The 24053-nt window shown below is 72.5% G+C and carries 24 protein-coding genes; 17 read left to right on the top strand and 7 right to left on the bottom strand.

What is annotated here, in order from left to right; all coding sequences use genetic code 11:
* The first annotated feature begins 30 nt into the window (after window positions 1–30).
* Genes ACLBXP_RS22860 through ACLBXP_RS22845 form a run of 4 tightly spaced genes read left to right on the top strand, consistent with a single transcriptional unit; the run spans window position 31 to window position 2855 of the window.
* Window positions 31–951: a GNAT family N-acetyltransferase gene (locus ACLBXP_RS22860; protein WP_447670167.1), complete on the top strand. Its 921-nt coding sequence runs from the start codon at window positions 31–33 to the stop codon at window positions 949–951.
* Entirely contained in the window at window positions 948–1940 is a 993-nt protein-coding gene (locus ACLBXP_RS22855; RefSeq protein ID WP_447670129.1) for an NAD(P)H-dependent glycerol-3-phosphate dehydrogenase, read from the top strand. Before ACLBXP_RS22860 ends, ACLBXP_RS22855 begins: the two co-directional genes overlap by 4 nt.
* Complete coding sequence (locus tag ACLBXP_RS22850; RefSeq protein WP_447670128.1) at window positions 1937–2401, top strand: opioid growth factor receptor-related protein; 465 nt, start codon at window positions 1937–1939, stop codon at window positions 2399–2401. The genes ACLBXP_RS22855 and ACLBXP_RS22850 overlap by 4 nt, the downstream gene beginning before the upstream one ends.
* A gap of 37 nt (window positions 2402–2438) precedes the next feature.
* Complete coding sequence (locus ACLBXP_RS22845) at window positions 2439–2855, top strand: EVE domain-containing protein (RefSeq protein WP_447670127.1); 417 nt, start codon at window positions 2439–2441, stop codon at window positions 2853–2855.
* A gap of 6 nt (window positions 2856–2861) precedes the next feature.
* Here the strand turns inward: ACLBXP_RS22845 and ACLBXP_RS22840 are convergent, their stop codons facing one another.
* Entirely contained in the window at window positions 2862–4385 is a 1524-nt protein-coding gene (locus tag ACLBXP_RS22840; protein ID WP_447670126.1) for a sensor histidine kinase, read from the bottom strand.
* A gap of 235 nt (window positions 4386–4620) precedes the next feature.
* On the opposite strand from ACLBXP_RS22840, the gene ACLBXP_RS22835 reads away from it, so the two are divergent.
* The 8 genes from ACLBXP_RS22835 to ACLBXP_RS22800 all read left to right on the top strand — a co-directional run bounded on the left by ACLBXP_RS22835 (window position 4621) and on the right by ACLBXP_RS22800 (window position 11634).
* On the top strand, window positions 4621–5076 hold the full coding sequence (locus ACLBXP_RS22835) for a (2Fe-2S)-binding protein (protein WP_447670125.1): 456 nt from the start codon (window positions 4621–4623) through the stop codon (window positions 5074–5076).
* A 25-nt stretch (window positions 5077–5101) separates the two neighbouring features.
* Complete coding sequence (locus ACLBXP_RS22830; RefSeq protein WP_447670124.1) at window positions 5102–7339, top strand: molybdopterin cofactor-binding domain-containing protein; 2238 nt, start codon at window positions 5102–5104, stop codon at window positions 7337–7339.
* 165 nt (window positions 7340–7504) lie between these two features.
* Window positions 7505–8152 (top strand): uracil-DNA glycosylase family protein, encoded by a 648-nt coding sequence (locus ACLBXP_RS22825; protein WP_447670123.1) that lies wholly within the window; start codon window positions 7505–7507, stop codon window positions 8150–8152.
* A 62-nt stretch (window positions 8153–8214) separates the two neighbouring features.
* Window positions 8215–9177, top strand: coding sequence for a glycosyltransferase family 2 protein (locus ACLBXP_RS22820; protein WP_447670122.1), 963 nt, complete (start codon window positions 8215–8217; stop codon window positions 9175–9177).
* On the top strand, window positions 9174–9854 hold the full coding sequence (locus ACLBXP_RS22815) for a class I SAM-dependent methyltransferase (RefSeq protein ID WP_447670121.1): 681 nt from the start codon (window positions 9174–9176) through the stop codon (window positions 9852–9854). Before ACLBXP_RS22820 ends, ACLBXP_RS22815 begins: the two co-directional genes overlap by 4 nt.
* A gap of 104 nt (window positions 9855–9958) precedes the next feature.
* Window positions 9959–10510, top strand: coding sequence for a PAS domain-containing protein (locus tag ACLBXP_RS22810; protein ID WP_447670120.1), 552 nt, complete (start codon window positions 9959–9961; stop codon window positions 10508–10510).
* A 67-nt stretch (window positions 10511–10577) separates the two neighbouring features.
* A complete protein-coding gene (pyrF, locus tag ACLBXP_RS22805; protein ID WP_447670119.1) occupies window positions 10578–11273 on the top strand; it encodes an orotidine-5'-phosphate decarboxylase in 696 nt (231 codons plus the stop codon).
* A gap of 16 nt (window positions 11274–11289) precedes the next feature.
* A complete protein-coding gene (locus tag ACLBXP_RS22800; RefSeq protein WP_447670118.1) occupies window positions 11290–11634 on the top strand; it encodes a DUF1330 domain-containing protein in 345 nt (114 codons plus the stop codon).
* Here the strand turns inward: ACLBXP_RS22800 and ACLBXP_RS22795 are convergent.
* Window positions 11583–12269 carry a TetR/AcrR family transcriptional regulator gene (locus ACLBXP_RS22795; protein ID WP_447670117.1) on the bottom strand — a complete coding sequence of 229 codons (687 nt, stop codon included), beginning with the start codon at window positions 12267–12269 and terminating at the stop codon, window positions 11583–11585. The two genes, ACLBXP_RS22800 and ACLBXP_RS22795, sit on opposite strands and share 52 nt — an antisense overlap.
* Window positions 12270–12466: 197 nt before the next feature.
* On the opposite strand from ACLBXP_RS22795, the gene ACLBXP_RS22790 reads away from it, so the two are divergent.
* Together ACLBXP_RS22790 and ACLBXP_RS22785 are read left to right on the top strand one after the other, a co-directional pair.
* Window positions 12467–13237 carry an SDR family NAD(P)-dependent oxidoreductase gene (locus tag ACLBXP_RS22790; RefSeq protein ID WP_447670116.1) on the top strand — a complete coding sequence of 257 codons (771 nt, stop codon included), beginning with the start codon at window positions 12467–12469 and terminating at the stop codon, window positions 13235–13237.
* 205 nt (window positions 13238–13442) lie between these two features.
* Window positions 13443–15065 (top strand): methyl-accepting chemotaxis protein, encoded by a 1623-nt coding sequence (locus tag ACLBXP_RS22785; RefSeq protein ID WP_447670115.1) that lies wholly within the window; start codon window positions 13443–13445, stop codon window positions 15063–15065.
* A 4-nt stretch (window positions 15066–15069) separates the two neighbouring features.
* Here ACLBXP_RS22785 and ACLBXP_RS22780 read toward each other — a convergent pair whose 3' ends face one another.
* The 4 genes from ACLBXP_RS22780 to ACLBXP_RS22765 form a co-directional block, all read right to left on the bottom strand.
* The gene (locus ACLBXP_RS22780) at window positions 15070–15267 is read right to left on the bottom strand and encodes a hypothetical protein (protein WP_447670114.1); all 198 of its coding nucleotides are present in this window, start codon (window positions 15265–15267) and stop codon (window positions 15070–15072) included.
* Window positions 15268–15486: 219 nt separating this feature from the next.
* The gene (locus tag ACLBXP_RS22775) at window positions 15487–17334 is read right to left on the bottom strand and encodes an NADPH-dependent assimilatory sulfite reductase hemoprotein subunit (protein WP_447670113.1); all 1848 of its coding nucleotides are present in this window, start codon (window positions 17332–17334) and stop codon (window positions 15487–15489) included.
* A 65-nt stretch (window positions 17335–17399) separates the two neighbouring features.
* A complete protein-coding gene (locus ACLBXP_RS22770) occupies window positions 17400–19169 on the bottom strand; it encodes a diflavin oxidoreductase (RefSeq protein ID WP_447670112.1) in 1770 nt (589 codons plus the stop codon).
* Between the two features lie 110 nt (window positions 19170–19279).
* Window positions 19280–19795, bottom strand: coding sequence for an Lrp/AsnC family transcriptional regulator (locus ACLBXP_RS22765; protein ID WP_447670111.1), 516 nt, complete (start codon window positions 19793–19795; stop codon window positions 19280–19282).
* Between the two features lie 222 nt (window positions 19796–20017).
* On the opposite strand from ACLBXP_RS22765, the gene ACLBXP_RS22760 reads away from it, so the two are divergent.
* Genes ACLBXP_RS22760 through cysN form a run of 3 tightly spaced genes read left to right on the top strand, consistent with a single transcriptional unit; the run spans window position 20018 to window position 23183 of the window.
* On the top strand, window positions 20018–20842 hold the full coding sequence (locus tag ACLBXP_RS22760; protein ID WP_447670110.1) for a phosphoadenylyl-sulfate reductase: 825 nt from the start codon (window positions 20018–20020) through the stop codon (window positions 20840–20842).
* A complete protein-coding gene (cysD, locus tag ACLBXP_RS22755; protein WP_447670109.1) occupies window positions 20839–21780 on the top strand; it encodes a sulfate adenylyltransferase subunit CysD in 942 nt (313 codons plus the stop codon). Before ACLBXP_RS22760 ends, cysD begins: the two co-directional genes overlap by 4 nt.
* A complete protein-coding gene (cysN, locus tag ACLBXP_RS22750; protein ID WP_447670108.1) occupies window positions 21780–23183 on the top strand; it encodes a sulfate adenylyltransferase subunit CysN in 1404 nt (467 codons plus the stop codon). The genes cysD and cysN overlap by 1 nt, the downstream gene beginning before the upstream one ends.
* Before the next feature lie 144 nt (window positions 23184–23327).
* Here the strand turns inward: cysN and ACLBXP_RS22745 are convergent, their stop codons facing one another.
* Window positions 23328–23984 carry a GntR family transcriptional regulator gene (locus ACLBXP_RS22745; protein WP_447670107.1) on the bottom strand — a complete coding sequence of 219 codons (657 nt, stop codon included), beginning with the start codon at window positions 23982–23984 and terminating at the stop codon, window positions 23328–23330.
* Window positions 23985–24053: the final 69 nt, after the last annotated feature.

Raw genomic sequence — 24053 nt, 5'->3', positions numbered from 1 at the left:
CGCCTCGTCCTGCCGCGCGGCAACTACCTGATGCAGGCGGAGCCCGAGCCTCCGCCGCCGGAGCCCGCCGTGACGCCGCTCCAGGCCCGCTGGCGCGACCTCGTGGACCGGCGCCTGCCGGCGGCCGCGCCGCACCGGCCGGACTGGCCGGTGCGCCTCGACCACTGCTTCGCCCGCATCCTCCTGGACAACGCCTGCGGGGGCCCCTGGCGGGCCAGCGTGGCGCCGCCGGCCTGGGCCAACATGCCCCCTGAGCGTCTCGCCGTCGCCATCGAGATCGGCGAGGCGGTGCTCGCCGGGCGCGCCGACCTCCGCCTGCTCGACCGCCGCTCCCTGCAATGGCGCGGCAAGCTCCGGCCCCTCCCGGCGCCGGCTTCCCTCGGCGATGCGAGCCTGTGCCTGCGTCGCTGGCGGCGCGCCGACGACGCGCTCTTCGCGGCCCTCAACGGCGACCCGGAGGTGATGCGCCACTTCCCCGCGACGAAGAGCCGGGCCGAGAGCCTCGCCGAGGCCCGGGCCCTCGACCGCCGCTTCGAGGCGGACGGGTTCGGCCCCTGGGCCGTGGAGGCCGCGGGCGGCGGCTTCCTCGGCTTCGCCGGCGGCATGCGGCTGATGCGGCCGATGCCCTTTCCGGGCGCCGAGCGGCCGGGGGCGCTCGTGGAGATCGGCTGGCGGCTCGCCCGGCCCGCCTGGGGCCGCGGCATCGCCACCCGCGCGGCCCGGCTGGCGCTCGCCGACCTGTTCGGACGCTGCGGCATCGCGGCGGTGGTGGCCTTCACGGCCGCCGGCAACGACCGCTCCCGCGCCGTGATGGAGCGCCTCGGCATGACCCGCGACCCGGGGGAGGACTTCGACCATCCGGCGCTCCCCGAGGGCGATCCCCTGCGCCGCCACCTGCTGTATCGTCTCGACGCCGCGAGCTTCGGCGCGGGCCACGGAGATGCCTCATGAGCGAACGGATCGCGGTGGTCGGCGGGGGAGCCTGGGGCACGGCGCTCGCCAATGCGGCCGCGGCCGCGGGGCACGACGTCACCCTGTGGCTGCGCGACGCGCAGGCCGCCGAGCGCCTCGAGGCGAGCCGCGAGAACACCCGCTACCTGCCCGGCGTGCCCCTGCACGCCGGCATCCGGGCGACGGCGGCGGCGGCCGAGCTCGGCGCGGCCGGCACGGTGCTCCTCGTCACGCCGGCCCAGACCATGCGCGCGGTGCTGGGGCAGCTCGCGCCCGCCCTCGCGGCGGGCGCACCGGTGGTGCTCTGCGCCAAGGGCATCGAGCGGGGCAGCGACGCCTTCATGAGCGCCGTGGCGGCCGAGGCGCTGCCGGCCGGCACCCCGGTCGCCGTGCTGTCGGGCCCGAGCTTCGCGGTGGACGTCGCCCGCAACATGCCCACCGCCGTGACCCTGGCGGCAGCCGACGCGGACCTCGCCGCCCGCCTCGCCCGCACGCTGTCGGGGCCGACCTTCCGGCTCTATCACACCGACGACGTGCGCGGCGTCGAGGTGGGCGGCGCGGGCAAGAATGTGCTCGCCATCGCGTCCGGCATCGTCGCCGGCCGCGGGCTCGGCGAGAGCGCCCGGGCGGCGCTGATCGCCCGCGCCTTCGCGGAGCTGATGCGCTTCGCCCGCAGGCTCGGCGGCCGCCCCGAGACCCTGATGGGCCTGTCCGGCCTCGGCGACCTGGTGCTCACCGCCTCCTCACCCCAGTCGCGCAACTTCGCCTTCGGCCTGGCGCTGGGGCAGGGGGCCTCGCCGGAGGCGGCCTCCGGCGGCAAGCTCGCCGAGGGAGCCTTCACGGCCGCCGCCCTGGTGGCGCTCGCCCGGGCCGCCGCGGTCGAGATGCCGGTGGCCGAGGCGGTGGCCGCGGTGGTCTCCGGCGAGACGAGCGTCGAGGCCGTGGTCGCGCGCCTCCTCGCCCGCCCGCTCAAGGGAGAGACCGAGTGAGCCGCATCCACGCCTTCCTGGCCGGCACCGGCCGCGACGGGGCGGGCCGCAGCCTCGCGGACGTCCTGGGCTTCGAGGATGCCCGCATCGAGGGCGTGCACGACTTCATCCAATGGTGCTTCCCGCTCTCCGAGGCGAGCCGTGCGGTGCCGGGCGCGCCCGTTCTGACGGCGGCGGAGGCCGAGGCGATCCGGGCCGATCCGCAGGCGCGGGAGGGGCTCGCGGCGGCGCTCGCGCGGATGCGCCGGTTCTACGCCGAGACCGACTTCTGGCTGCGCCCCCACGACCACAACCACCTGCGCATCAGTCGCATCCTGTCCGCGGTGCGGGCGCTCCTCGGGTCCGAGGCGGCCCTGGATTTTCACGCCTTCGCGACGGCCCGCAACGCCGAGGCGGGATCTCCGGTGAATCCCGAGAGCCTGCGCTTCTGGGGCCGCGCGGCGGGCCTCGGGATGCGCTAAGCGGTCCGCTCACGCTTCGCGCGGGGGGGGGAACCCGATGGCCCACTGGCTCTACAAGTCCGAACCCGACACCTGGTCCTGGGACCAGCAGGTGGCGGCGGGCGAGGCCGGCACCCACTGGAACGGCGTGCGCAACCACCTCGCGAAGAAGCACCTGATGGCCATGCGGGTGGGCGAGCGCGGCTTCTTCTATCACTCGAACGAGGGCAAGGCGGTGGTGGGGGTCGTCGAGGTGATCCGGCCCTACTATCCCGACCACACGGATGCGAGCGGGCGCTTCGGCATGGTCGACCTCAAGGTGGTCGAGCCGCTGCTCCGGCCCGTCTCCCTCGATGTCATCAAGGCCGAGCCCGGCCTGAAGGACATGGTCCTTGTCAACAATTCCCGGCTCTCGGTGCAGCCGGTCACGGATGCCGAATGGGCGATCGTGCGGCGCCTCGGCGGGCTCGGCTGAGGCGGCTCAGGCGGCCTGCTTCTCGCCCTTGTTCTCGACCTTGGCGACGCTCATCGCCGGCAGCGTGTCCATCACGCGGCTCGCCGGCAGCGTCACGATCACCTCGGTGCCCTCGCGGGGCTTCGACTTGAGCGTGAACTGGCCTCCGTGCAACTCGACGAGGCCCTTGACGATCGGCAGGCCGAGCCCGGAGCCCTGCTCGGCGGTCTTGATGGCCAGCGAGCCGCGGCCGAAGGAGGACATCACGGTGCCCAGCTCGTCCTCGGGGATGCCGGGCCCGCTGTCCTTCACGGCGACGTACTGCCCGCCGGAACTCGTCCAGCCGACCTTGATCGAGATCTCGCCGCCCGGGGGCGTGAACTTCACGGCGTTCGACAGGAGATTCAACACGATCTGGCGCAGCGCCCGTTCGTCCGCCCAGAGGCGAGGCAGGGAATCGTCCACGAAATCCTGGAAGGTCTGCGACTTGCCGCGGGCGCGAAGCCCCATCATGTGGCGGCAATCCTCCACGATGTGGGCGAGCTGCACGGCCTCCTCGTTCAGCTCGTAGCGCCCGGCCTCGATCCGCGAGAGGTCGAGGATCTCGTTGATCAGGTTGAGGAGGTGCATCCCGCTGTCGTGGATGTCGTTCGAGTACTCGCGGTAGCTCGGCGCCGCGTGGCTGCCGAACACCTCGTTCTTCATCACCTCCGAGAAGCCCAGGATCGCGTTCAGGGGGGTGCGCAGCTCGTGGCTCATCGTGGCGAGGAATCGGGATTTCGCCAGGTTCGCCTCCTCGGCGCGCCGCCGGGCCTCGTCGGAATTCGCCTTCGCCTGCTCCAGCTCGCCGAACATCGCGTCCTTCTCGGCCCGGGACTGCAGGGTGCCGACCGCCGAGGTGTAGAGGCGCCGCGCGAGCCCGAGGAAGAACACCTCCGCGCCGAGCGCCATCGCGACGAGCAGCATGGCGTTCGTGTCGGGCGAGAAGGCGAGGAGCGCCAGCGTCGCGCAGGAGAGCGGCACCAGGGCGGCCACCGCGGCGGCCGGCACGCTGGCGGCCAGCATCGTCGCCACCGCTGCGGCGATGACGAGGCTGAACAGGGCGAAGCTGCGCCCGCCCGTCGCGCCGAGCCCGACCATGGCCGACCAGGCCAGGCTCTGCAGCAGCTCCCCGCACGCGAAGGCGCGGCGCCAGAGGGTGAACGACACGGCCTCGGCATCGGCCCGCAGGAAGCGCCGCCCCAGGGACGAGTTGATCGTGATGGTGACGAACACGGCGAGCGCCCAGCCCGCCGCCACCACCGGCGGCACCCAGAAGGCGGAGGCCGCCGCCATCGCCATCGCGAACAGGCCGAACGGGATGCCGGCGCCCGCCCGGTACTCGGCGTAGAGGCGCAGCAGCTCGTAGTCGAAGGCGCGCTCGAGCCCCGTCGTCGAGGTCAGCTTCTCGCGGGCCGAGCGCATGTCGCGGGCGACGCCCCGACGGCGGGCGACCTCCTCGGACGCGGGCCCGCGGCCGCGTTGAACCATCTCCACCGTCAGGTCGGACATCGTGGGTCTTTGGAGGCTCGCGAGATCTGGACCGCTGGACGGTCCGGGACACCGGCGCCCAGCATGCCGGGGATGTGTTAAGAACGACCTGCACGGATGCGTCCGATTGCGCCGATGCGCAGCGACAGCGCCCGGCATCCCGTGTGTGCTGCCGCACATCGGCTCGGCTCGACGCCGGACTAGCCCTCGGTAATCCTGGAACGACTTCAAACTTCGCGCCGCGGAGAACCTCGTGATGCTGAAGCTGACCGTCAACGGCGTCTCGCACGACGTCGAGGCCGACCCCGACATGCCGCTCCTCTGGGTCCTGCGCGACCGCCTGGACAAGACCGGCACCAAGTACGGCTGCGGCATCGCGCAGTGCGGCGCCTGCACGGTCCACCTCGACGGCCAGCCCGTCCGCTCCTGCCAGACCCGGATCGGCGACGTCGGCGCGGCGAAGATCACCACGATCGAGGGCGTCTCGGGCCGCGTCGCGGAGGCGGTCCAGGGGGCCTGGCGCAAGCTCGACGTCGTGCAGTGCGGCTACTGCCAGTCCGGTCAGATCATGTCGGCGATCGGCCTCCTCAGCGACAACCCGAAGCCGACCGATGCCGACATCGACGGCGCCATGGACGGCAACATCTGTCGCTGCGGCACCTACCAGCGCATCCGCGCCGCGATCCACGAAGCCGCCCGCTCTCTCGCCTGAGCCCCGCACGGACAGGAGCACGATCATGCTGACACACGGTCGGTCGAACGACGCGGGCCCGGCGCAGGACGTCGCCCCGCAGCCATCCCGCCGCCGCTTCCTCGCCGGCGCCGCCACGGCGGCCGGCGCCCTCGTCCTGGGCTTCCGCCTCGACCTGCGCGGGGCCCGGGCGGCCGGGGGGCCGGACCTCTCGCAGGTCAAGGCGCTCCCGAACGCCTTCGTGCGCATCGCCGCCGACGACACCGTCACGGTGGTGATCAAGCACCTCGACATGGGCCAGGGCAACACCACGGGCCTCGCCGCGATCCTCGCCGACGAGCTCGACGCGGACTGGGCGCAGGTGCGCACCGCATTCGCGCCGGCCGACGCCGCGCTCTACAACAACCTCCTGATGGGGCCCGTCCAGGGCACGGGCGGCTCGACCGCGATCGCCAATTCCTGGTTCCAGCTCCGGAAGGCCGGCGCGGCCGCCCGCGCCATGCTGGTCTCCGCCGCCGCCGCCCAGTGGAGCGCCCCGGCCGGCGAGATCACCGTGGAGAAGGGCGTCGTGCGCCATGCCGGCTCGAACCGGCAGGCCCGGTTCGGGGAGCTCGCGGCCGCGGCGGCGACGCAGACTGTCCCGGAGAACCCCCGCCTCAAGGACCCGTCCGAGTGGCGCATCATCGGGAGCCGGGTGCCCCGTGTCGATTCGGTGGCCAAGACCAACGGCAGCGCGATCTATTCCCTCGATATCCGCCGTCCGGGCCAGGTGACGGCGGTCGTCGCCCATCCGCCGCGCTTCGGCGGCGTTCCGGCCCGCGTCGACGACGCGGCCGCCCGCAAGGTGGCGGGCGTCCTCGACGTGGTGACGATCCCGACCGGCGTCGCGGTCATCGCCCGCGACACCTGGACGGCCATGAGGGGACGCGACGCCCTGCAGGTGACCTGGGACGAGGGCGCGGCCGAGACCCGCTCCTCGGACGTCATCCTGGCGGAGTATCGCGAGACCGCGAAGCGGCCCGGCCTCGTCGCCTCCGAGCGGGGCGATCCGGCTGCCGCCATCCAGGGGGCCGCCAAGGTTCTGGAGGCCGAGTTCAACTTCCCCTACCTGGCGCACGCCGCCATGGAGCCCCTCAACGCCACCATCGAGCGGGCGGCGGACGGCACCTACGACGTCTTCGCCGGCTGCCAGCTGCAGACCATCGAGCAGGCGGTGGTCGCCGCCACCCTGGGGGTCACCACCGACAAGGTCCGGCTGCACACGCAATGGGCCGGCGGCTCCTTCGGGCGCCGCGCGACGCCGGGTGCCGACTACTTCGCCGAGGCCGCCGCCATCGTGAAGGCCACGGGCGGCAAGGCACCGGTCCACCTCGTCTGGACCCGCGAGGACGACATGGCGGGCGGCTACTACCGGCCCACCGTCTACCACAAGCTCCGCGCCGGCCTCGACGCGAAGGGCGGCATCGCCGGCTGGCAGCACGTCGTGGTCGGCAAGTCGATCATGATCGGCTCGCCCTTCGAGGCGATGATCGTGAAGAACGGCATCGACGGCACCACCGTCGAGGGCGCCTCGGACACGCCCTACGCCCTGCCGGCCTACCGCTTCGAGGTCCACAACGCCCGCGAGGGCGTGCCGGTGCTGTGGTGGCGCTCCGTCGGCCACACCCACACCGCGCACGCCATGGAGGTGTTCATCGACGAGCTCGCCCACGCGGCGGGCGCCGACCCGGTCGCCTACCGGCTCTCGCTCCTCACCCGCGCACCCCGCCTCTCCGGCGTGCTGAGGCTCGCCGCCGAGAAGGCCGGCTGGTCGGCGCAGCAGGGCGCGGCGGCGGACCGGAAAGGCCGCGCCCTCGGCGTCGCCGCCCACGAGAGCTTCGGCTCCTACGTGGCGATGATGGCCGACGTGTCGGTCGACGGCGGCAAGGTCAAGGTGAACCGCATCGTGGCGGCGGTGGACGTCGGCATCGCGGTGACGCCGGACGTGATCCACGCCCAGGTCGAGGGCGCGGTCGGCTTCGCGCTCTCCTCGGTGCTGCGCAATCGCATCACGCTGAAGGACGGCGTGGTCCAGGAGCGCAACTTCGACAGCTACGAGCCCACCCGCATGAGCGAGATGCCCGTGGTCGAGGTGCACATCATGCCGAGCGAGGCGGCGCCGACCGGCATCGGCGAGCCGGGCGTGCCGGTGCTGGCGCCCGCCATCTCCAACGCGATCTTCGCGGCGACCGGCCAGCGCCTGAGATCCCTGCCCCTCGATCTCGCCGGCCTGAAGGGGGTGTAGGGGCGCTCCCCACGGGGCCTCCCGCGTGCGCCAGCGCACGGACGCCGGCTCAGCGTCGGCGCAACCTGCGGGCACCTCCCAACGAGACCCCACTCCGACGGCGCGGCTTCCCAGAAGCCGCGCCGTTCTTTCGTTTCGGGACCGGCCTCCCCATCTCCTCCGGGCATGTCCGCCCCGAGCTTCGACGAAACCGCCGCCCTCCTACGCGCCTGCCGCCTCTGTCGCGACGCCCCCCTCTACGGCGGGCCGTTGCCGCAGGAGCCGCGCCCCATCGTCCAGGGCAGCGCCACCGCCCGTCTCTGCATCGCGAGCCAGGCCCCCGGCACCCGGGCGCACCGCTCCGGACGCCCCTTCATGGACCCATCGGGCGTGCGCCTGCGGGCCTGGCTCGGCCTCGACGAGCCCGCCTTCTACGATGCCGCCCGCGTCGCCATCGTCCCGATGGGGGCGTGCTTCCCGGGCCTCGACGCGAAGGGCGGCGACAAGCCGCCCCGCCGGGAATGCGCCGACCGCTGGCGCACCGAGCTGTTCGGGGGTCTGCCCGACCTCGAACTCATCCTGGTGATCGGGCAATACGCGCAGGCCTGGCACCTCGGCCGGATGGAGGGCGGCCTTACCGAGACGGTCCGGAACTGGCGCGGCATCCTCGCGGCCCCCCGGCGCCCGCGCATCCTCCCGCTGCCGCATCCGTCCTGGCGCAACAACGGCTGGCTGAAGCGCAATCCCTGGTTCGAGGCCGAGACGCTGCCCGTGCTGAAGGCGGAGGTCGCCCGCGTGATGGCGCCACCGGAGGCCCGGTTTACCGCCGCTTAAGCACGCGCGGTGGAAGCTTCGCGCCGCCCGGCACCCGTGCCGTCCGGATCCCGAGCCCTCCCGTGCGCTACAGCATCGTCATTCCGGTCTACGACGAGGAGGCGGTGATCCCCCTCCTGCTGCACCGGATCGAGGGGCTTCTCGCCCGCCTCGACGGGCCCGCGGAGGTGATCTTCGTGGACGACGGCAGCCGCGATACCGGGCCGATCGTGCTGCGGGCGAAGGCCTTTTCCGATCCGCGCTTCCGCTTCATCGGCCTCTCGCGCAACTTCGGCCACCAGACCGCGATCACCGCCGGGATCGACGCCGCCGCGGGCGACGCGGTGATCGTGATGGACGCCGACCTGCAGGACCCGCCCGAGCTCGTCCTCGAGATGATCGCCCGCTGGCGCGACGGCTATCAGGTCGTCGATGCGAAGCGCCGGCAGCGGGCCGGCGAGGGCCGCTGGAAGCTCGGCAGCGCGAGCCTGTTCTACCGCCTGCTGAACCGGGTCTCGCGCATCCGCATCCCCGAGGACGTCGGCGATTTCCGGCTGATCGACCGGGCGGTGGCGGACGCGTTCCGGGCCATGCCCGAGCGGGATCGCTTCGTGCGCGGCATGTTCGCGTGGCTCGGTTTCCGCCACGCCACCGTGGAGTACGATCGGGCCGCCCGCGGCGCGGGGGTCACCAAGTATCCGCTCGCCCGGATGCTGCGGCTCGCCACCGACGGCATCATCGGCTTCTCCGACCTGCCGCTGCGGGCGGCCGTCTGGGGCGGCCTCTGCGTCTCCGGCCTCGCCTTCCTCTACGCGTGCTACGTCGGGGTCGCCTGGATGGCGGGCAGCCGCCTCGTCGAGGGCTGGGCCTCCACGGTGATCGTGCTGTCGTTCCTCTCCGGCATGCACATGATGATGACGGGGATGGTGGGCCTCTACGTCGGCCGTATCCACGCCGAGGTGAAGCGGAGGCCGCTCTACGTCGTTGAATCCCGGGTGGGATTCCCGGATGGGGCGGCTGCGCGGCCCGCCGCGAGGGCCGCATGAGCGCGCCCTTCGACGCCTATGCCGACGCCTACGGGGCGGCGGTCCAGGCTTCCATCGACTTCGCCGGCCTGCCGCACGATTTCTACCTGCGCGCCAAGGCCTTGCTCCTCGCCGACGTGATCGCCCGGGAGGGCGGGCGCTTCGAATCCTGCCTCGATGTCGGCTGCGGCGTGGGCGCCCTGCACCCGCACCTGGCGGGGCTGTTTCGCCACCTCGCGGGCGTCGATGTCTCGCAGGAGTCCATCGCGCGGGCGGCGGCGTCCAACGGTCTGTCCAGCTACCGGACCTACGATGGACGCGCGCTGCCCTACGCGGACGGCAGCTTCGATCTCGCGCTGACCTCCTGCGTGATGCACCACGTCCCGCCCGCCGACTGGCCGGCCTTCGCGGCCGAGATGGCGCGGGTGGTGCGCCCGGGCGGCCTCGTCGCGGTGATCGAGCACAACCCCTACAACCCGCTGACCCGCCTCGCCGTGCGCCGCTGCGCCTTCGACCGGGACGCGGTGCTGCTCGGGCCCGGGCGCACGCGGGACCTCTTGCGCGGCGCGGGGCTCGGGCGGGTCGCGGTGCGCAGCTTCCTGCTGCTCCCCACGCTGCACCCCGCGGCGCGCCGCTGCGAGGCCGCGCTCGCGCGGATCCCCCTCGGGGCGCAGTACCTCGCGCTCGGGCGCCGGTAACCAATTCGCGTTCCTCGCGGAACGGCGGAATCGCGTGTCGGTTGCTGTTCGAGCGGACTGCACGCATGGCGTGCGGAAGCCGCCGCCAGGGTCTCCGCCGCCCGATGATCTGGACCACCGACGCGCAGGGCTCGCTGACCTACATCAGCCCCGAATGGTACCGCCTCACCGGGCAGACGCCCGCGGAGGCGAGCGGCGACGGCTGGCTCGCGGCGGTCCACCCCGACGACCAGGCGGCCATCTGGGCGATCTTCCGCGAAGCGGTGGACCGGCAGGCCCAGTTCTCCCTGCGTTACCGGCTCCGCAACGTCGACGGGCCCTGGCTCTGGGTGATGGGCGGCGCCGTGCCCTCCTTCGGGCCGCCCGACAGCACCTATATCGGCTACCTCGGCTCGATCAGCGAGATCGCCCCGAGCCGCACCGAGGCGCTCACCGCCTACGGCACCATCGGGCGCCCCGTGCCGGCGCCGAACCGCGCCACGGCCCGGCCCTACGCGGCGGTCGACCTCGTGGCGGACCACGTCCTGATGGCCCACGCGCTCGCGGTCGAGGCCGGGGAGGCGGCGCTCGCCGGCCTCCTCGACGGCGTCCTGTTCGAGGTCGGGCGGAGCCTTGCGCGCAGCGCCGGCGATCCCGGTCCGGACCGCATCCACTGAGCGGCGCCCGAGCCGTTGACAGGCGCCGGGCCGGCATGGTCCGTGCCGCGCACCACCGGAGCCAGCGATGACCGAACCCCAGGACCCCCGAGACCGCCTGATCGTCGCCCTCGACCTGGCGGACGTCGCGGCGGCCCGGGACCTCGTGGGCCGAATCGGGGATGCGGCGACCTTCTACAAGATCGGGTACCGCCTCGCCTACGCGGGCGGCCTCGCCCTGGTGCCGGAGCTGGCGCGGGCGGGCCTCCGGGTCTTCCTCGACCTCAAGCTCCACGACATCGGCAACACCGTCGAGGAGGGCGTCCGGTCGCTCGCGGACCTCGGCGCCACCTTCCTGACGGTCCATGCCTACCCGCAGACCATGCGGGCGGCCGTGCAGGCGCGGGGCGCGGGCCCCATGCGGATCCTCGCCGTCACCGTGCTGACCTCCTACGACGACGGCGACGCGCGGGAGGCCGGGTATGCCCTCCCGGTCCGGGACCTCGTGGCGCACCGCGCCGCGCAGGCGCGCGAGGCCGGCATCGACGGCATCGTCTGCAGCGCCATCGAGGCGGAGGCCGTGCGCGGCGTCGTCGGGCCGTCCCTGTCGATCGTCACCCCGGGCATCCGGCCGGCCGGCTCGGAGACGGGCGACCAGAAGCGGGTGATGACCCCGCGGGAGGCCCGCATCGCGGGCATCGACCACATCGTCGTCGGGCGCCCGATCACGGGGGCCGCGGATCCCCGCGCCGCCGCGCAGGCGATCGTCGCCGAGATGGCGTGATCTGAGGAGAACAAGGATGGCGCGAGGCTACTGGATCGTCCGGGTCGACGTGCGCGACGCGGAGGCCTACCGGGACTACGCGGCGGCGAACGGCGCCGCCTTCGCCCAGTTCGGCGGCCGCTTCCTGGTGCGGGGCGGGGCCTTCGAGGCCGTCGCCGGAACGGCGCGGGCCCGCAACGTCGTGGTCGAGTTCCCGAGCTACGCGGACGCGCTTGCCTGCTGGAACTCCGAGATCTACCAGGCCGCCCGCGCCCGCCAGAAGGGCGGTGCCGAGGCCGATATCCTGGTCATCGAGGGCTACGAGGGGGCTCAGCCCGGCGAGACCGCCCCGCCGCAGGCGCCCAACCCGGCCTCGGAGTGAGGCCGGGCGGGGCCCGACCGCGCCCCGAGCCCCCGCAGCACGAAGTCGATCATCGCGTCGAGGGGGGGCGCCGGGACGTTGGCGTACTGGCTCACCATGACGGGGTGGCTGTAGCGCACGAGCGCGGCCTGGACGCACAGGGCGGTCACGGCCGGATCGTCGGTCTCGAAGTCCCCCCGCGCCGCACCGTCCGCGATCACGCGGGCGAGCACCGCGCCGATGCGGGCGACGTGGTGCCGGCAGACATCCCAGCTCTCCGTCATGGCCGCCTCGACCATCTCGTGGATCCGGGGGTTCTCGGTGCAGCGCTCCAGGCAGTCGACGTGCAGGGCCCGCATGATCGCGGCGATGCGCTCGGGGGCCGCGAGCCCGGGCGCCTCCGCGATCGCCGCGATGAGGGCCTCGACCTCCCGCGTCACCCGCTCGACCACGGCCTCGTTGATCGCCTTCTTCGACTCGAAGAAGCGGTACACGTTGGCGGGGCTCATCCGCAGCGTCTTGGCGATGTCGGCCACCGTGGTCTTCTGGTAGCCGATCTCCCGGAAGAAGCGCTCGGCCGTGGCCAGGATCCGGCAACGCGTGGTGGGCGCGCTCTCCTCCGCGAGGGCAGGGTCCTGATCGAGCAGACTTGTCATCCCGAAAGCCTATGCCGCGGCGTCATGGCCGTCCATGACCGTCAAAACGCACTGGACCCTCAAACGGTTGTCGGGCCGGAGCCCCGGGGGTGGCGCGGCGTCGCAACGGAGCGCGGAACTCCGGGCGCCGGCGCGCCATTGGCCGAGCGAACCGCGCGCACGAGGCCGCGCGCCACCTCGAGGCAGACGGATCACCCATGAAGCTCCAGGACAGGAAGGCCCTGATCACCGGCGCCGATTCCGGCATCGGCCAGGCGACGGCCGAGCTCTTCGCGCAGGCCGGCGCGGACGTCGCGATCACCTACCACACCGATGCGGAGGGCGCCGCCGAGACCGCGCGGCGGGTCGAGGCCGCCGGGCGGCGGGCGCTGGTCGTGCAGGCCGACGTGGGCGATCCCGCCTCCGTCACCGCCCTGTTCGACCGCGTGGCGCGGGACCTCGGCACCCTCGACATCCTCGTCAACAACGCCGGCCAGGCCATGAGCGGCGTGGAGGTGGCCGAGATGGACGAGGCGATGCTGGAGCGCATCCTGCGCGTGAACCTGATGGGGCCGCTCTTCTGCTGCCGCGCCTTCATCAAGGTCCGGCGCACGCAGGGCGGCCGGGGGCGGATCGTGACCGTCTCGTCGGTCGCCCAGCACCTGCCGACGCCCGAGAGCGCGCCCTACGGCATGTCGAAGGCCGGCGTCGGCTCGCTCACCCGCAGCCTCGCCCGCGAGCTCGCCGAGGACAAGATCAACGTCAACAACGTCGCCCCCGGCCTCATCCAGACGCCGATGACCCAGGCGCGGTTCGAGAAGCCGGAGAAGATCGAGGCGTCGCTGGAGAAGATTCCGTGGCACCGCGCCGGGCAGCCGGACGAGATCGCCAAGGTCGTCCTGTTCCTGGCCTCGGACGATGCCGACTACGTCACCGGGCAGACCTGGGTTGTGGACGGTGGGCTGACGATGCAGTGGGGCGGCGCTTAGCCTCCAGAGCCAAGCGGATACCGGTTCCAAACCCTGCGGTGGAGGCCATTTACGGTGCGTTAGGCGAGATTTGGGACAGTCTCGACTTATGAAATCTCTCCTTGCCAGAGTATCCCGCCCGGCCGCCGTCGAGGCCGTGGCCGCCGCCGGCCCTGTGCCGGCGGCGGAGCCGCAACCCGCCGTTCCCGCGAACGCGGGCGGTGAAGTGCTCGAAGTCATCGAGGCCGACGTCCTCGCCGCGATCACGGGCGTCGGCGCCTCCATCGGGCGCGCCCGGAGCGAGGTGGTCGACATGCAGGCCGGGCTCGCCGCGATCCGGGCCCAGATGACCGATCTCACCGTGGCGGCCGAATCGGCGGCCGCCGCGACCGCCGGGCTCGCGGAGCGCACGGGCGGCCTCTCGACGGGGTCGCGCCGCATCACTGCGGCGATGACCGAGGCCGGCAGCCATCTCGACCGGGCGGGCGACCGCGGCGCCGAGGCCCGGGCCCTCATCGGGATCCTCGCCAGGGCGGGCGACGAGATCGCCGGCATCGTGGATACGATCTCGGCCGTGGCGCGCCAGACCAATCTCTTGGCGCTCAACGCCACGATCGAGGCGGCCCGCGCCGGCGAGGCGGGGCGCGGCTTCGCGGTGGTGGCCGCCGAGGTCAAGGCCCTCTCGGTGGAGACGGCGCGCGCCGCCGAGGACGTCCGCACCCGCATCGCGCGCCTGCGCGAGGGGGCCACCGCCTCGGGCGCCGCCATCGAGGCGGTGGCGGGTGCCCTGGATGCGGCCCGGCCCGCCTTCGGGACGGTGCGCGACATCGCGGACGGGCAGGTCGCCACGGTCTCCGAGGTGGTCGGCGAGGCCGCCCGGACCTCCGACCTTGTGGCGACGCTCAGCATGGGGGCGGGCGCGGCGAGCGCCGCGACGGTCGATCTCGACCGGCAGGCGGAGACGATGGAGGGCGCCGCCGGCCACGCCGCCGAGCAGGCGGACGGCCTCGCGCGCCGCTTCGTGGCGGTGATCCGGCAGAGCGAGATCGGGGACCGCCGCCGCTTCGACCGCTACCCGGCGGACCTCGCGGTGACGCTCGCCGACGGCCGGCGCTGCCGCACCGTCGACATCAGCGAGGGCGGGGTGCTGCTCGCCGCTCCCGAGGGTGATGCCGCGGAGCCCGGCACCGGCCTCGTGGCCGAGATCGCCTCGATCGGCCGCGTCACGCTCCGGGTGATGGGCCGCAGCGGCCTGGGGCTGCACTGCGCCTTTGAGGGCCTCGGGACGACGGCCCTGGCCAACCTCGCGGACGTGATTTCCGGGATCCGCACCGCCTACGCGCCCCTCGTGGCCAAGGCCCAGGATCTCGCGGCCCGCATCGGCGGCCTGATGGAGGGCGAGGTCGCATCCGGGCGCCTCGCCGCGGCGCTGCTGTTCGACACCGCCTATCAGCCGATCCCCGGCAGCGACCCGCCACAGTATCGGACCCGGTCGGTGGACGCCCTGGAGGCGCTGCTGCGCGGCACGCTGGAGCCCGAGCTCGTCCGCGATCCGGCGATGCTGTTCTGCATCGTCGCGGACCGCAACGGCTACGTGCCGGTCCACAATCTCGCGGTGTCACAGCCCCAGCGGCCGGGCGATCTCGTCTGGAACAACGCCCATTGCCGCAACCTGCGGATCTTCGATGACCGCACCGGCATCACCGCGGCACGGGCGACGCGGCCCGCGACGATCCAGGTCTACCACCGGCAGGTGGGCGACCGATTCATCGTGGTCCGCGAGGTCGATGCGCCGATCCGCGTGCAGGGGCGCCACTGGGGCGCCTGCCGCACCGCCTACCGGATGTGAAGGATCAGGAGCCGAACTGAGAGCCGAGCTGCTCGAGGTACTCGGCGAGGTCGACGCCGCCGACGCGCTTGCCGTAGTCGAAGCGCATGCCCTGGCGGATGTCGATGCTGGAGCTCTTCGTCGTCAGCGTGAACGGCTTCACGCAGATCCAGGCCCCGTCCGTGCGGTGCTCGAAGTAGCCGAGGATGTCGTGCTTGGCCATGGATCCCTCCGTGTGCTTATCGAAGCTTACAACGGCTCCACGGGCGCGCGGTTGCTGCGGCAGTTCAGCTTTCGTTACGCAGGGCGGGCATCAGGTCGGACAAGCTTTGCCGTAAGGGGGGCTGCGGGGGCTCGCGCAACTGTCGAGAGCGGGCTCCGGGCGCGTCACGGGCGGTCGGCCGTCTGTGACGCGGGTTGAACGCGCGGCAGGCGCGCCGGATCAGGCCGCCGGGGTCAGGGCGCCCGTGTGCTCGTGGAAGTCCGGGCCGTTCGTGGTCCGCGCGACGTAGCCGGCCCGGATCAGGAAGTCGCCGAAGTGCTCGCCCGGCTCCCGGCGTTCCGCGTAGGCCGCGAAGAGCGGGTCCAGCGTCGCCCGGATCTCGCCGGCCGCCACGTCCTCCCGGTAGAGCTTGCTCAGGCGCGAGCCGTCGAAGGCGGCGCCGAGGTAGAGGTGGTAGCGCTCGGGGCCGCGGCCGACGAGGCCGATCTCGGAGATGAAGGGCCGGGCGCAGCCGTTCGGGCAGCCGGTGGAGCGGATGGTGATCGGCTCGTCCTGCAGGCCGTGGCTCGCCAGGCTCTCCTCCAGCTCCGTCAGCAGGTCGGGCAGGTAGCGCTCGCTCTCGGCCAGCGCCAGGCCGCAGGTCGGCAGCGCCACGCAGGCCATGCTGTTCCGGCGCAGCGCGCTCGCGCCCTTGGTCAGCGCGTACTCCTCCACGAGGGCGTCGATCTCGGCCCGCTTCTCCTCCGGCACGTTGGCGATGATCACGTTCTGGTTGCCGGTGAGGCGGAAGTCGCCCGCGTGCACCTCCGCGATCCGGCGCAGGCCGGAGAGGAACTGGGGACCGTCCTCGATGTCCTTGATGCGGCCCGAGGGCACGTAGAGGGTGAGGTGGTGGCGCCCGTCCTCGCCCGCGACCCAGCCGTAGCGGTCGCCGTTGTCCGCGAAGCGGAACGGCTTCGGGTCGGCGAGCGGCTTGCCGACGCGCTTCTCGACCTCGGCCCGGAAGGCCGCGAGCCCGTAGCGCTCGATCGTGTACTTGAGGCGCGCGTTCTTGCGGTTCTTGCGGTTGCCCCAGTCGCGCTGCACCGTCATCACCGCCTCGGCGACCTTGACGGCATCCTCCGGCTTGCAGAACGCCATCACGTCGGCGGTGCGCGGGAAGGTGTCGGTCTCGCCGTGGGTCATGCCCATGCCGCCGCCGACCGTGACGTTCCAGCCCGTCACGCGGTTCTTCTTGTCGAGGATCGCGATGAAGCCGAGGTCGTGGGCGAAGACGTCGACCTCGTTCGAGGGCGGCACCGCGATCACGGTCTTGAACTTCCGCGGCAGGTAGGTGCGGCCGTAGACGGGCTCCACCTCCGCCGCGTCCTCGCCGCCCACCACGCGCTCGCCGTCGAGCCAGATCTCGCGCCAGGCGCCGGTCTTCGGAAGCAGGGTGTCGGAGATCGCCTTGCCGAGGTCGTAGGCGGCCTTGTGGGCGCCGGCCTGGGCCGGGTTCGTCGACGCCATCACGTTGCGGTTCACGTCGCCGCAGGCCGCGATCGTGTCGAGGAGGGCGGAGTCGATCGCCGCCATCGTGCGCTTCAGGTTCGACTTGATGACGCCGTGGTACTGGAAGGTCTGGCGCGTGGTCGCGCGCAGGGCGCTGCCCGCGTAGGTCGTGGCGATGTCGTCGAGGATCAGCCACTGCTTCGGGGTGATCACGCCGCCCGCGATGCGCAGGCGGATCATGAAGCTGTAGGCCTTGTCGAGCTTCTTCTTGGTGCGCTCCGGCCGCAGGTCGCGGTCGTCCTGCATGTACATGCCGTGGAACTTCACGAGCTGGCCGTCATCCTCCGAGATCGCGCCGGTGGCGTGCCGGAGGAGGCCGTCCGCGAGGGTGCCGCGCAGGTAGCCGCTCGCGATCTTCAGGTGCTCGTTGTGGGCGAGCCCGGCGCTGCGCGCCGCCTCGGCCTCCGTGATCGGGCGCTCGGTGGGCGGCGTCTCGTAGGTGCGCGCGGCGGGCGCCTGCGTCGGGGCGGAGCCTTGCGCCGGGGCGTCGGCGTCGCGGGGGCTGTGGTCGTCCATGGGATGAATCCGGTTCCTGAACGCGTCCGCCTCCCCCGCGAAGGGGGAGGGCCGGCTGCGGTTCGTCAGTAAACGTCCTGCTGGTAGCGGTGGCTGCGCTCCAGGCCCGCGACGCGGGCCTCGGCATCGGCGGCGCTCAGGCCCTTCGCCGCCTCGAAGGCGCGGACCAGGGCGGCGCGCACGTCGCGCGCCATGTTCTTGGCGTCGCCGCAGACGTAGAAGTGGGCGCCGTTCTCCAGCCACTCCACCAGTTCCGCACCGTGCTGCGCGATCCGGTCCTGCACGTAGATCTTCTCGGGCTGGTCGCGGGAGAAGGCTACGTCGATCCGCGTCAGCGAGCGGTCCTCCAGCGCCTCCTGCCATTCGAGCTGGTACAGGAAGTCGTGCGTGAAGTGGCGGTCGCCGAAGAACAGCCACGAGCGGCCGGGCGCCTCGATGGCGCGGCGCTCCTGCACGAAGGCGCGGAAGGGCGCGACGCCGGTGCCGGGCCCGACCATGATGATGTCGGTGGCGGGGTCCGCGGGCAGGCGGAAGTGCCGGTTCGGCTTCAGCCGCACCTTCAGCTTGGCGCCGTCCCGGATGCGGTCGGCGACGTGCACGGAGGCAACGCCGGAGCGGGCGCGCCCGTGGGTCTCGTAGCGCACCGCCGCGATGGCGAGGTGGACCTCGTCGCCCACCTCCTTGCGGGAGGAGGCGATCGAGTAGGCCCGCGGCGGCAGGGGCCGGGTGATGGTGGAGAGGTGCTCGGCGGTGAGCTTGGCCGGGTAGGTCTCGATCAGGTCAATGAGGTGGCGGCCCTCAATCCAGGCCCGGGCCTCGCCGCTCTCCAGGAGCGCCTGGGCCTCGGCGTGGCCGGTCGCCTTGGCGAAGCGCTCGATCGTGGCGGCCGAGAGCGTGGTGATGTCGCGCTCGGCGAGCAGCGCCCGGCGCAGGGCCTCGTCGCCCGAGAGCCCCGCCGCCGTCAGGATCTCCTCGACGAGCTGCGGGTCGTTCTCGGGGTAGATCTCCAGCGAGTCGCCGGGCTCGTAGGCCGGCGCCCCGTCCTCGAAGGCGAGCGCCAGGTGGATCGTCTCCTTGTCGGAGCGCGAGGAGTTCAGGTTGACGTGCTCGACGACCTCGACGGTGACGGGCTCGCGGCTCGGCTCGGCCTCGTCGTCCTCGGCCGCGGCGCCGCGGGCGAAATCCACCGCCACGACGTTGTCGGCCGGCGCCGCGGGGGCGAGCGCCTTCAGCGCGCCCTTGATCCAGTCGGCCGCCGGCTTCTCGAAATCGAGGTCGAGGTCGGCCCGCTCGTGCGCGCGCCGGGCGCCGAGCGCCTCGAAGCGCGCATCCAGGGCTTTGCCGATCGCGCAGAACTCCGCGTAGGAGGTGTCGCCGAGGGACAGCACCCCGAACTCCACCCCGTCGAGGCGCGGCGCGCCATCGCCCATCAGCTCCCCGTAGGCCCGCACGGCGCGCGCCGGCGGCTCGCCCTCGCCCCAGGTCGCCGCGATGGCGACGAGCTTGCCGGCCTTCGGCAGGCTCGCGAGATCGAGGTCGGCGAAGTCCACGACCTTCGGCTTGAAGCCCTGCTTGCGGGCGAGCTTGGCGACGTCGCCGGCCAGCTTCTCCGAATTGCCCGATTCGCTGGCGTAGATGACGGTCAGCGGCTCGGCCGCCTTCGGGGGCGCGGCCGGGACGGCGGCCGGCTGGCCGCCCGCCGCGTCGAGGCCCGCGAGGAAGCCCGCGAGCCAGGCGCGCTGGATCGGCGTCGCGGCCCCGAGGACCGCGTCGAGGCTCGCCCGTTCCTGGTCGCCGAAGGGGGCCGTGCGGGGAAGGAGTGCGTGTCGTGACATCGTGGGACCATGTCGTCTTGCGCGCGTCGTCTGTCAACGGGGGTTGTCCGTTTTACAGAACGGGCTCGCGGGAGAATGAGCTGCCTGTCGCTGCAGCGCAAAAGAGAAATTTATTCTCCGACCACGGCCAGGGCCGGGGTCAGCGCCGCGAGGTGGCGGCCTTGCGTCGGCGGGGCCGGCAGCGGCAGGGCGGTGGTGGACTTGACCTTCTCCATCGCGAAGCGGGAGGTCACGTTCTTGAGAGGGAGCGTGGCGATCAGCTGCTTGTAGAAGGTGTCGTAGGCCTGCATGTCGGCCACCACCACCCGCAGCATGTAGTCCACGTCCCCGGCCATGCGGTAGAACTCGAGCACCTCGGGCATGGCCGAGACGGTGTCGGCGAAGCGCTCCAGCCAGTCCTTGGAATGGTCCGCGGTCTCGATGGAGACGAACACGGTCAGGCCGAGGCCGAGCTTCACCGGGTCGAGCACCGCCACGCGCCGGTCGATGACGCCGTCGGCCTCCAGCCGCTGGATGCGCTTCCAGCAGGGGGTCTGCGACAGGCCGACCCGCTCGCCGATCGCCGCGATCGAGAGGGTGGCGTCCTGCTGGAGCAGGGCGAGGATCTTCAGGTCGATCGAATCCACGGTGGGCCTCGTCGTTGTGGAAGCGTCATCGGGTGGTCCGTTCCGCACGGACCGAGAAGGATCTTCCTTCGGCGGGCAACCGGGCCGGGCGGCGTCGCGTTGCTCCGCGACAGTCTATTGCGCTGCCCGAAACCCTGGTCCGCGCCGTCCGCTGCCTTGACACCGTTCGTTATAGCGAACATCTCAGGGGTCGGACAAGCAGGTATCCCCATCGAACACGCCATGAACCGCGAACTCGCAACGACCGCGGAGACCCTCGCCGCCGCGCTGAAGGGGCTCGGCCTCGCCGAGCGGATCGCCCTGGTCGAGCGCACGATCCCGGGCCGCCTCGTCTTCACGACGAGCCTCGGCATCGAGGACCAAGCCCTCACGCACGCCCTTGCGATGGCCAAGTCGCGCACCGAGATCGTCACCCTCGACACCGGCCGGCTCTACCCCGAGACCTACGACGTCTGGGCCGAGACCGAATCGGCCTACGGCATCCGCATCCGCGCCTACGCGCCGGAGCGCGAGGCCGAGGAGCGCTTCGTGGCCGAGGCGGGCATCAACGGTTTTCGCCATTCCGTGGAAGCACGTCAGGCATGCTGCGGCTTCCGGAAGGTCGAGCCCCTCGCCCGTGCGCTGAAGGGCGCGGACGCCTGGTTCACCGGCCTGCGCGCCGGGCAGTCGGTGAACCGCGCCGACACGCCGCTCGCCGAGGCCGACGAGGCGCGCGGCCTCATCAAGGTCAATCCGCTGGCCGACTGGACCCGGGCCGACGTGGACAGCTTCGTGCGCGACAACTACGTGCCCTACAACGTGCTGCACGACCGGGGCTTCCCCTCGATCGGCTGCGCCCCCTGCACCCGCGCCGTGCGCGTCGGCGAGCCCGAGCGCGCCGGGCGCTGGTGGTGGGAGCAGGAATCCAAGAAGGAGTGCGGCCTGCACATCCACGTTCCGGAAGCGGACGTGGAACCCGGGGATTTGGAGCCCGGGGATTTGGAACCCGGGCAGGAACCCGCCGCCTTCGAGACCACCCACTCGCACCGACCGGAGATGGCCCGATGAGCGCCGCCCCCGCGACCACGGCCGACCTGCTCGGCCCTGCGCGCCTCACCCATATCCAGCGCCTGGAGGCCGAGAGCATCCACATCATGCGGGAGACGGTCGCCGAGACCGAGAACCCGGTGATGCTCTACTCGATCGGCAAGGACTCGTCCGTCCTGCTGCACCTGGCCCAGAAGGCCTTCGCCCCGGGCCGGCTGCCGTTCCCGCTGATGCACATCGACACCACCTGGAAGTTCCGCGAGATGATCGCCTTCCGGGACCGGCGCGCGGCCGAGATCGGCGCGGACCTCATCGTGCACACCAACCAGGAAGGCCTCGCCAAGGGCATCGGCCCGGTGACCCACGGCTCCGAGGTGCACACGGACGTGATGAAGACCCAGGCGCTTCGCCAGGCGCTGGACAAGCACAAGTTCGACGCGGCCTTCGGCGGCGCCCGGCGCGACGAGGAGGCCTCCCGCGCCAAGGAGCGCATCGTCTCCCTGCGCAACGCGCAGCACCGCTGGGACCCGAAGCGCCAGCGCGCCGAGCCGTGGCATCTCTACAACATGAAGAAGAAGCGTGGAGAATCCCTGCGGATCTTCCCGCTCTCCAATTGGACCGAGCTCGATATCTGGCTCTACATCGAGCGGGAGCAGATCCCGATCGTGCCGCTCTACTTCGCCAAGCCCCGGCCCGTGGTGGAGCGGGACGGCCAGCTGATCATGGTCGACGACGACCGCTTGCCGCTGGAGCCCGGAGAGACCCCGCGGCAGCTGTCCGTCCGCTTCCGCACCCTCGGGGACTATCCCCTCACGGGCGCCGTGGAGAGCCGCGCCGCGACGCTGCCCGAGATCATCGGCGAGACGCTCGCGGCCCGCACCTCGGAGCGGCAGGGCCGGGTGATCGACAAGGACGGCGCGGGCGCCATGGAGCGCAAGAAGCAGGAGGGTTACTTCTGATGACGATCCATCAGTCTCCCGAGGCGTTCGGCTACGAGGCGTTCCTGGCCGCCCACCAGGGCAAGGAAGTGCTGCGCTTCATCGCCTGCGGCTCCGTCGACGACGGCAAGTCGACCCTGATCGGTCGCCTCCTGCACGACACCAAGCAGATCTTCGACGACCAGATCACCGCGCTCCAGCGCGACTCGCGCAAGCACGGCACGCAAGGGGCCGAGGTGGACCTCGCGCTCCTCGTCGACGGCCTCCAAGCCGAGCGCGAGCAGGGCATCACCATCGACGTCGCCTACCGGTTCTTCTCCACCGACCGGCGCTCGTTCATCGTCGCCGACACGCCCGGCCACGAGCAGTACACCCGCAACATGGCCACCGGCGCCTCGACGGCGGACGTCGCCGTCATCCTGGTCGATGCCCGCCAGGGCCTGACCCGGCAGACGCGCCGCCACGCGCTCCTCGTCTCGATGCTCGGCATCCGGCGGGTGGCGCTCGCCGTGAACAAGATGGACCTCGTCGGCTGGTCGCAGGACAAGTTCGACGGGATCGTCGCGGGCTTCAACGCCTTCACGGCCTCCTTCGGCTTCGCGGAGGTGCGGGCGATCCCGCTCTCGGCCAAGAACGGCGACAACGTCGTCCTGCCCGGCGCCGCCGCCGGCTGGTACACGGGCGAGCCGCTGCTGCGCTACCTTGAGGAGGTGCCGGTCCACGTCGAGGCGCAGGCCGCCCCGTTCCGGATGGCCGTGCAGTGGGTCAACCGCCCGAACTCGGAGTTCCGGGGCTTCGCGGGCCTCATCGCCAGCGGCCGCGTCCGGCCGGGCGACGCCGTCACGGTCGCGCCCTCGGGCCGCGGCTCGACGGTGGCGCGCATCTTCACCGCGGACGGCGATCTGCCGGAGGCGGTGGAGGGCCAGTCGGTGACGCTCGTCCTCGCCGACGAGGTCGACGCCTCGCGCGGCGCCCTCATCGCCGCGGCCGACGCGCCGCCGCGGGTGGCCGACAGCCTCGACGTGCGCCTGTTCTGGGCCTCCGAGACCGAGCTCGCGCCCGGCACGAGCCTCTGGGCCAAGATCGGCACCGTGACGGTGAACGCGGTGGTGGCCTCCATCCGCGACCGCATCGACCCCGAGACCGGCCAGGCCGGCCCGGCCGAAAAGCTCGTCGCCAACGACATCGGCGACGTGACGCTGACGCTGGATCGGTCCGTGGCCTTCGACGCCTACGCGACGAACCGCGACACCGGCGGCCTCATCCTGATCGACCGCGAGACCACGGACACGGCCGCCCTCGGCCTCGTCCAGGCACCGGCGGCACCGGGGACCGGCGCGACGGTGGCGCGTGCGGAGGCCGGAAAGGCCGAGCCCGCCCGCGGCGGCTTCCTCGCGGGGCTCCGCCGCCTGTTCGGCGGCTGATCGGCCTCGGCGTCCGGCGCGCGCCCGCATCCCAAGGGGCGGCGCGAAGCCGCGAAGGAGCCTTCCGGGACGCGCGATGGGTGGCTCCTCCGGGGCCGCTCTCGCGCCTCCGGACGAGGTCGCGTAGGCCGGCGGGAGTGAGGGTCAGGCCGCGTCGTTGAGCGTGCGCAGGTTCGCGACGAGGTCCGAGAAGCGGTCGCCCTGCACCAGCACGTGGCTCCGCAGGGCCTCGGCGGCCCCTGCCTCGTCCCCGGCGATGATCGCCTCCACCACGGCCGTGTGCTCCGCCAGGGACTGAGCGAGGCGCTGGCGCGCGCGCAGCTGCAGGCGGCGGAACGGCGCGAGGCGCCGGTGCAGGTGGCGGGCCTGCTCGCTCAGGAACTCGTTGCGGCAGGCGCGGTAGACCACCGTGTGGAAGACGTAGTTCTCGGCATAGTAGGCTTCCGTGTCGCCGGCCGCGGCGGCAGCCGCGCAGGCCGCGAGGGCGGCCCTAAGGGCCGCCTCGTCCTCGGGCACGAGGCGCCGCGCCGCCAGGCGCCCGCAGGCGGCCTCGATCTCGGCCATCGTCTCGAACATCGCGAGGAGGTGCTGCGGCTGCGGCGCGCTGACGATCGCGCCCTTGCGGGGCTTCGTCTCCACGAGGCCGGTCACGGCGAGCTGCAGGAGCGCCTCCCGGATCGGGGTGCGCGAGACCCCGAACCGCTCGGCGAGCTGGACCTCGTCGAGGCGGGCGCCGATGGCGAGCCGGCCCTCGACGATCTCGTCCTCGATCGTCTGCCTCAGGCGTTGGGCCTGGCTCATGGCATGATCCTCCCCGACACGCCGGGCTTTCCGGCGCGAGTCATTATGCAGGGGAGTTGACAAAATATA

The organism is Methylobacterium sp. A54F (genome assembly GCF_053346035.1).
The sequence above is the reverse complement of the archived record's forward strand: the minus strand, read 5'-3'. Positions and strand labels throughout refer to the sequence as shown.

Bases quoted from the DNA above. Each gene is read 5' to 3' on its own strand.
- ACLBXP_RS22790 (WP_447670116.1), top strand. From the start codon at position 12,467: ATGAAGCTCCAGGACAGGAAGGCCCTGATCACCGGCGCCGATTCCGGC.
- ACLBXP_RS22855 (WP_447670129.1), top strand. From the start codon at position 948: ATGAGCGAACGGATCGCGGTGGTCGGCGGGGGAGCCTGGGGCACGGCG.
- ACLBXP_RS22745 (WP_447670107.1), bottom strand. From the start codon at position 23,984: ATGAGCCAGGCCCAACGCCTGAGGCAGACGATCGAGGACGAGATCGTC.
- ACLBXP_RS22800 (WP_447670118.1), top strand. From the start codon at position 11,290: ATGGCGCGAGGCTACTGGATCGTCCGGGTCGACGTGCGCGACGCGGAG.
- cysN (WP_447670108.1), top strand. From the start codon at position 21,780: ATGACGATCCATCAGTCTCCCGAGGCGTTCGGCTACGAGGCGTTCCTG.
- ACLBXP_RS22840 (WP_447670126.1), bottom strand. From the start codon at position 4,385: ATGTCCGACCTGACGGTGGAGATGGTTCAACGCGGCCGCGGGCCCGCG.
- ACLBXP_RS22845 (WP_447670127.1), top strand. From the start codon at position 2,439: ATGGCCCACTGGCTCTACAAGTCCGAACCCGACACCTGGTCCTGGGAC.
- cysD (WP_447670109.1), top strand. From the start codon at position 20,839: ATGAGCGCCGCCCCCGCGACCACGGCCGACCTGCTCGGCCCTGCGCGC.
- ACLBXP_RS22795 (WP_447670117.1), bottom strand. From the start codon at position 12,269: ATGACAAGTCTGCTCGATCAGGACCCTGCCCTCGCGGAGGAGAGCGCG.
- ACLBXP_RS22780 (WP_447670114.1), bottom strand. From the start codon at position 15,267: ATGGCCAAGCACGACATCCTCGGCTACTTCGAGCACCGCACGGACGGG.
- ACLBXP_RS22860 (WP_447670167.1), top strand. From the start codon at position 31: ATGCAGGCGGAGCCCGAGCCTCCGCCGCCGGAGCCCGCCGTGACGCCG.
- ACLBXP_RS22830 (WP_447670124.1), top strand. From the start codon at position 5,102: ATGCTGACACACGGTCGGTCGAACGACGCGGGCCCGGCGCAGGACGTC.
- ACLBXP_RS22835 (WP_447670125.1), top strand. From the start codon at position 4,621: ATGCTGAAGCTGACCGTCAACGGCGTCTCGCACGACGTCGAGGCCGAC.
- ACLBXP_RS22775 (WP_447670113.1), bottom strand. From the start codon at position 17,334: ATGGACGACCACAGCCCCCGCGACGCCGACGCCCCGGCGCAAGGCTCC.
- ACLBXP_RS22825 (WP_447670123.1), top strand. From the start codon at position 7,505: ATGTCCGCCCCGAGCTTCGACGAAACCGCCGCCCTCCTACGCGCCTGC.
- ACLBXP_RS22810 (WP_447670120.1), top strand. From the start codon at position 9,959: ATGATCTGGACCACCGACGCGCAGGGCTCGCTGACCTACATCAGCCCC.
- ACLBXP_RS22760 (WP_447670110.1), top strand. From the start codon at position 20,018: ATGAACCGCGAACTCGCAACGACCGCGGAGACCCTCGCCGCCGCGCTG.
- ACLBXP_RS22770 (WP_447670112.1), bottom strand. From the start codon at position 19,169: ATGTCACGACACGCACTCCTTCCCCGCACGGCCCCCTTCGGCGACCAG.
- pyrF (WP_447670119.1), top strand. From the start codon at position 10,578: ATGACCGAACCCCAGGACCCCCGAGACCGCCTGATCGTCGCCCTCGAC.
- ACLBXP_RS22815 (WP_447670121.1), top strand. From the start codon at position 9,174: ATGAGCGCGCCCTTCGACGCCTATGCCGACGCCTACGGGGCGGCGGTC.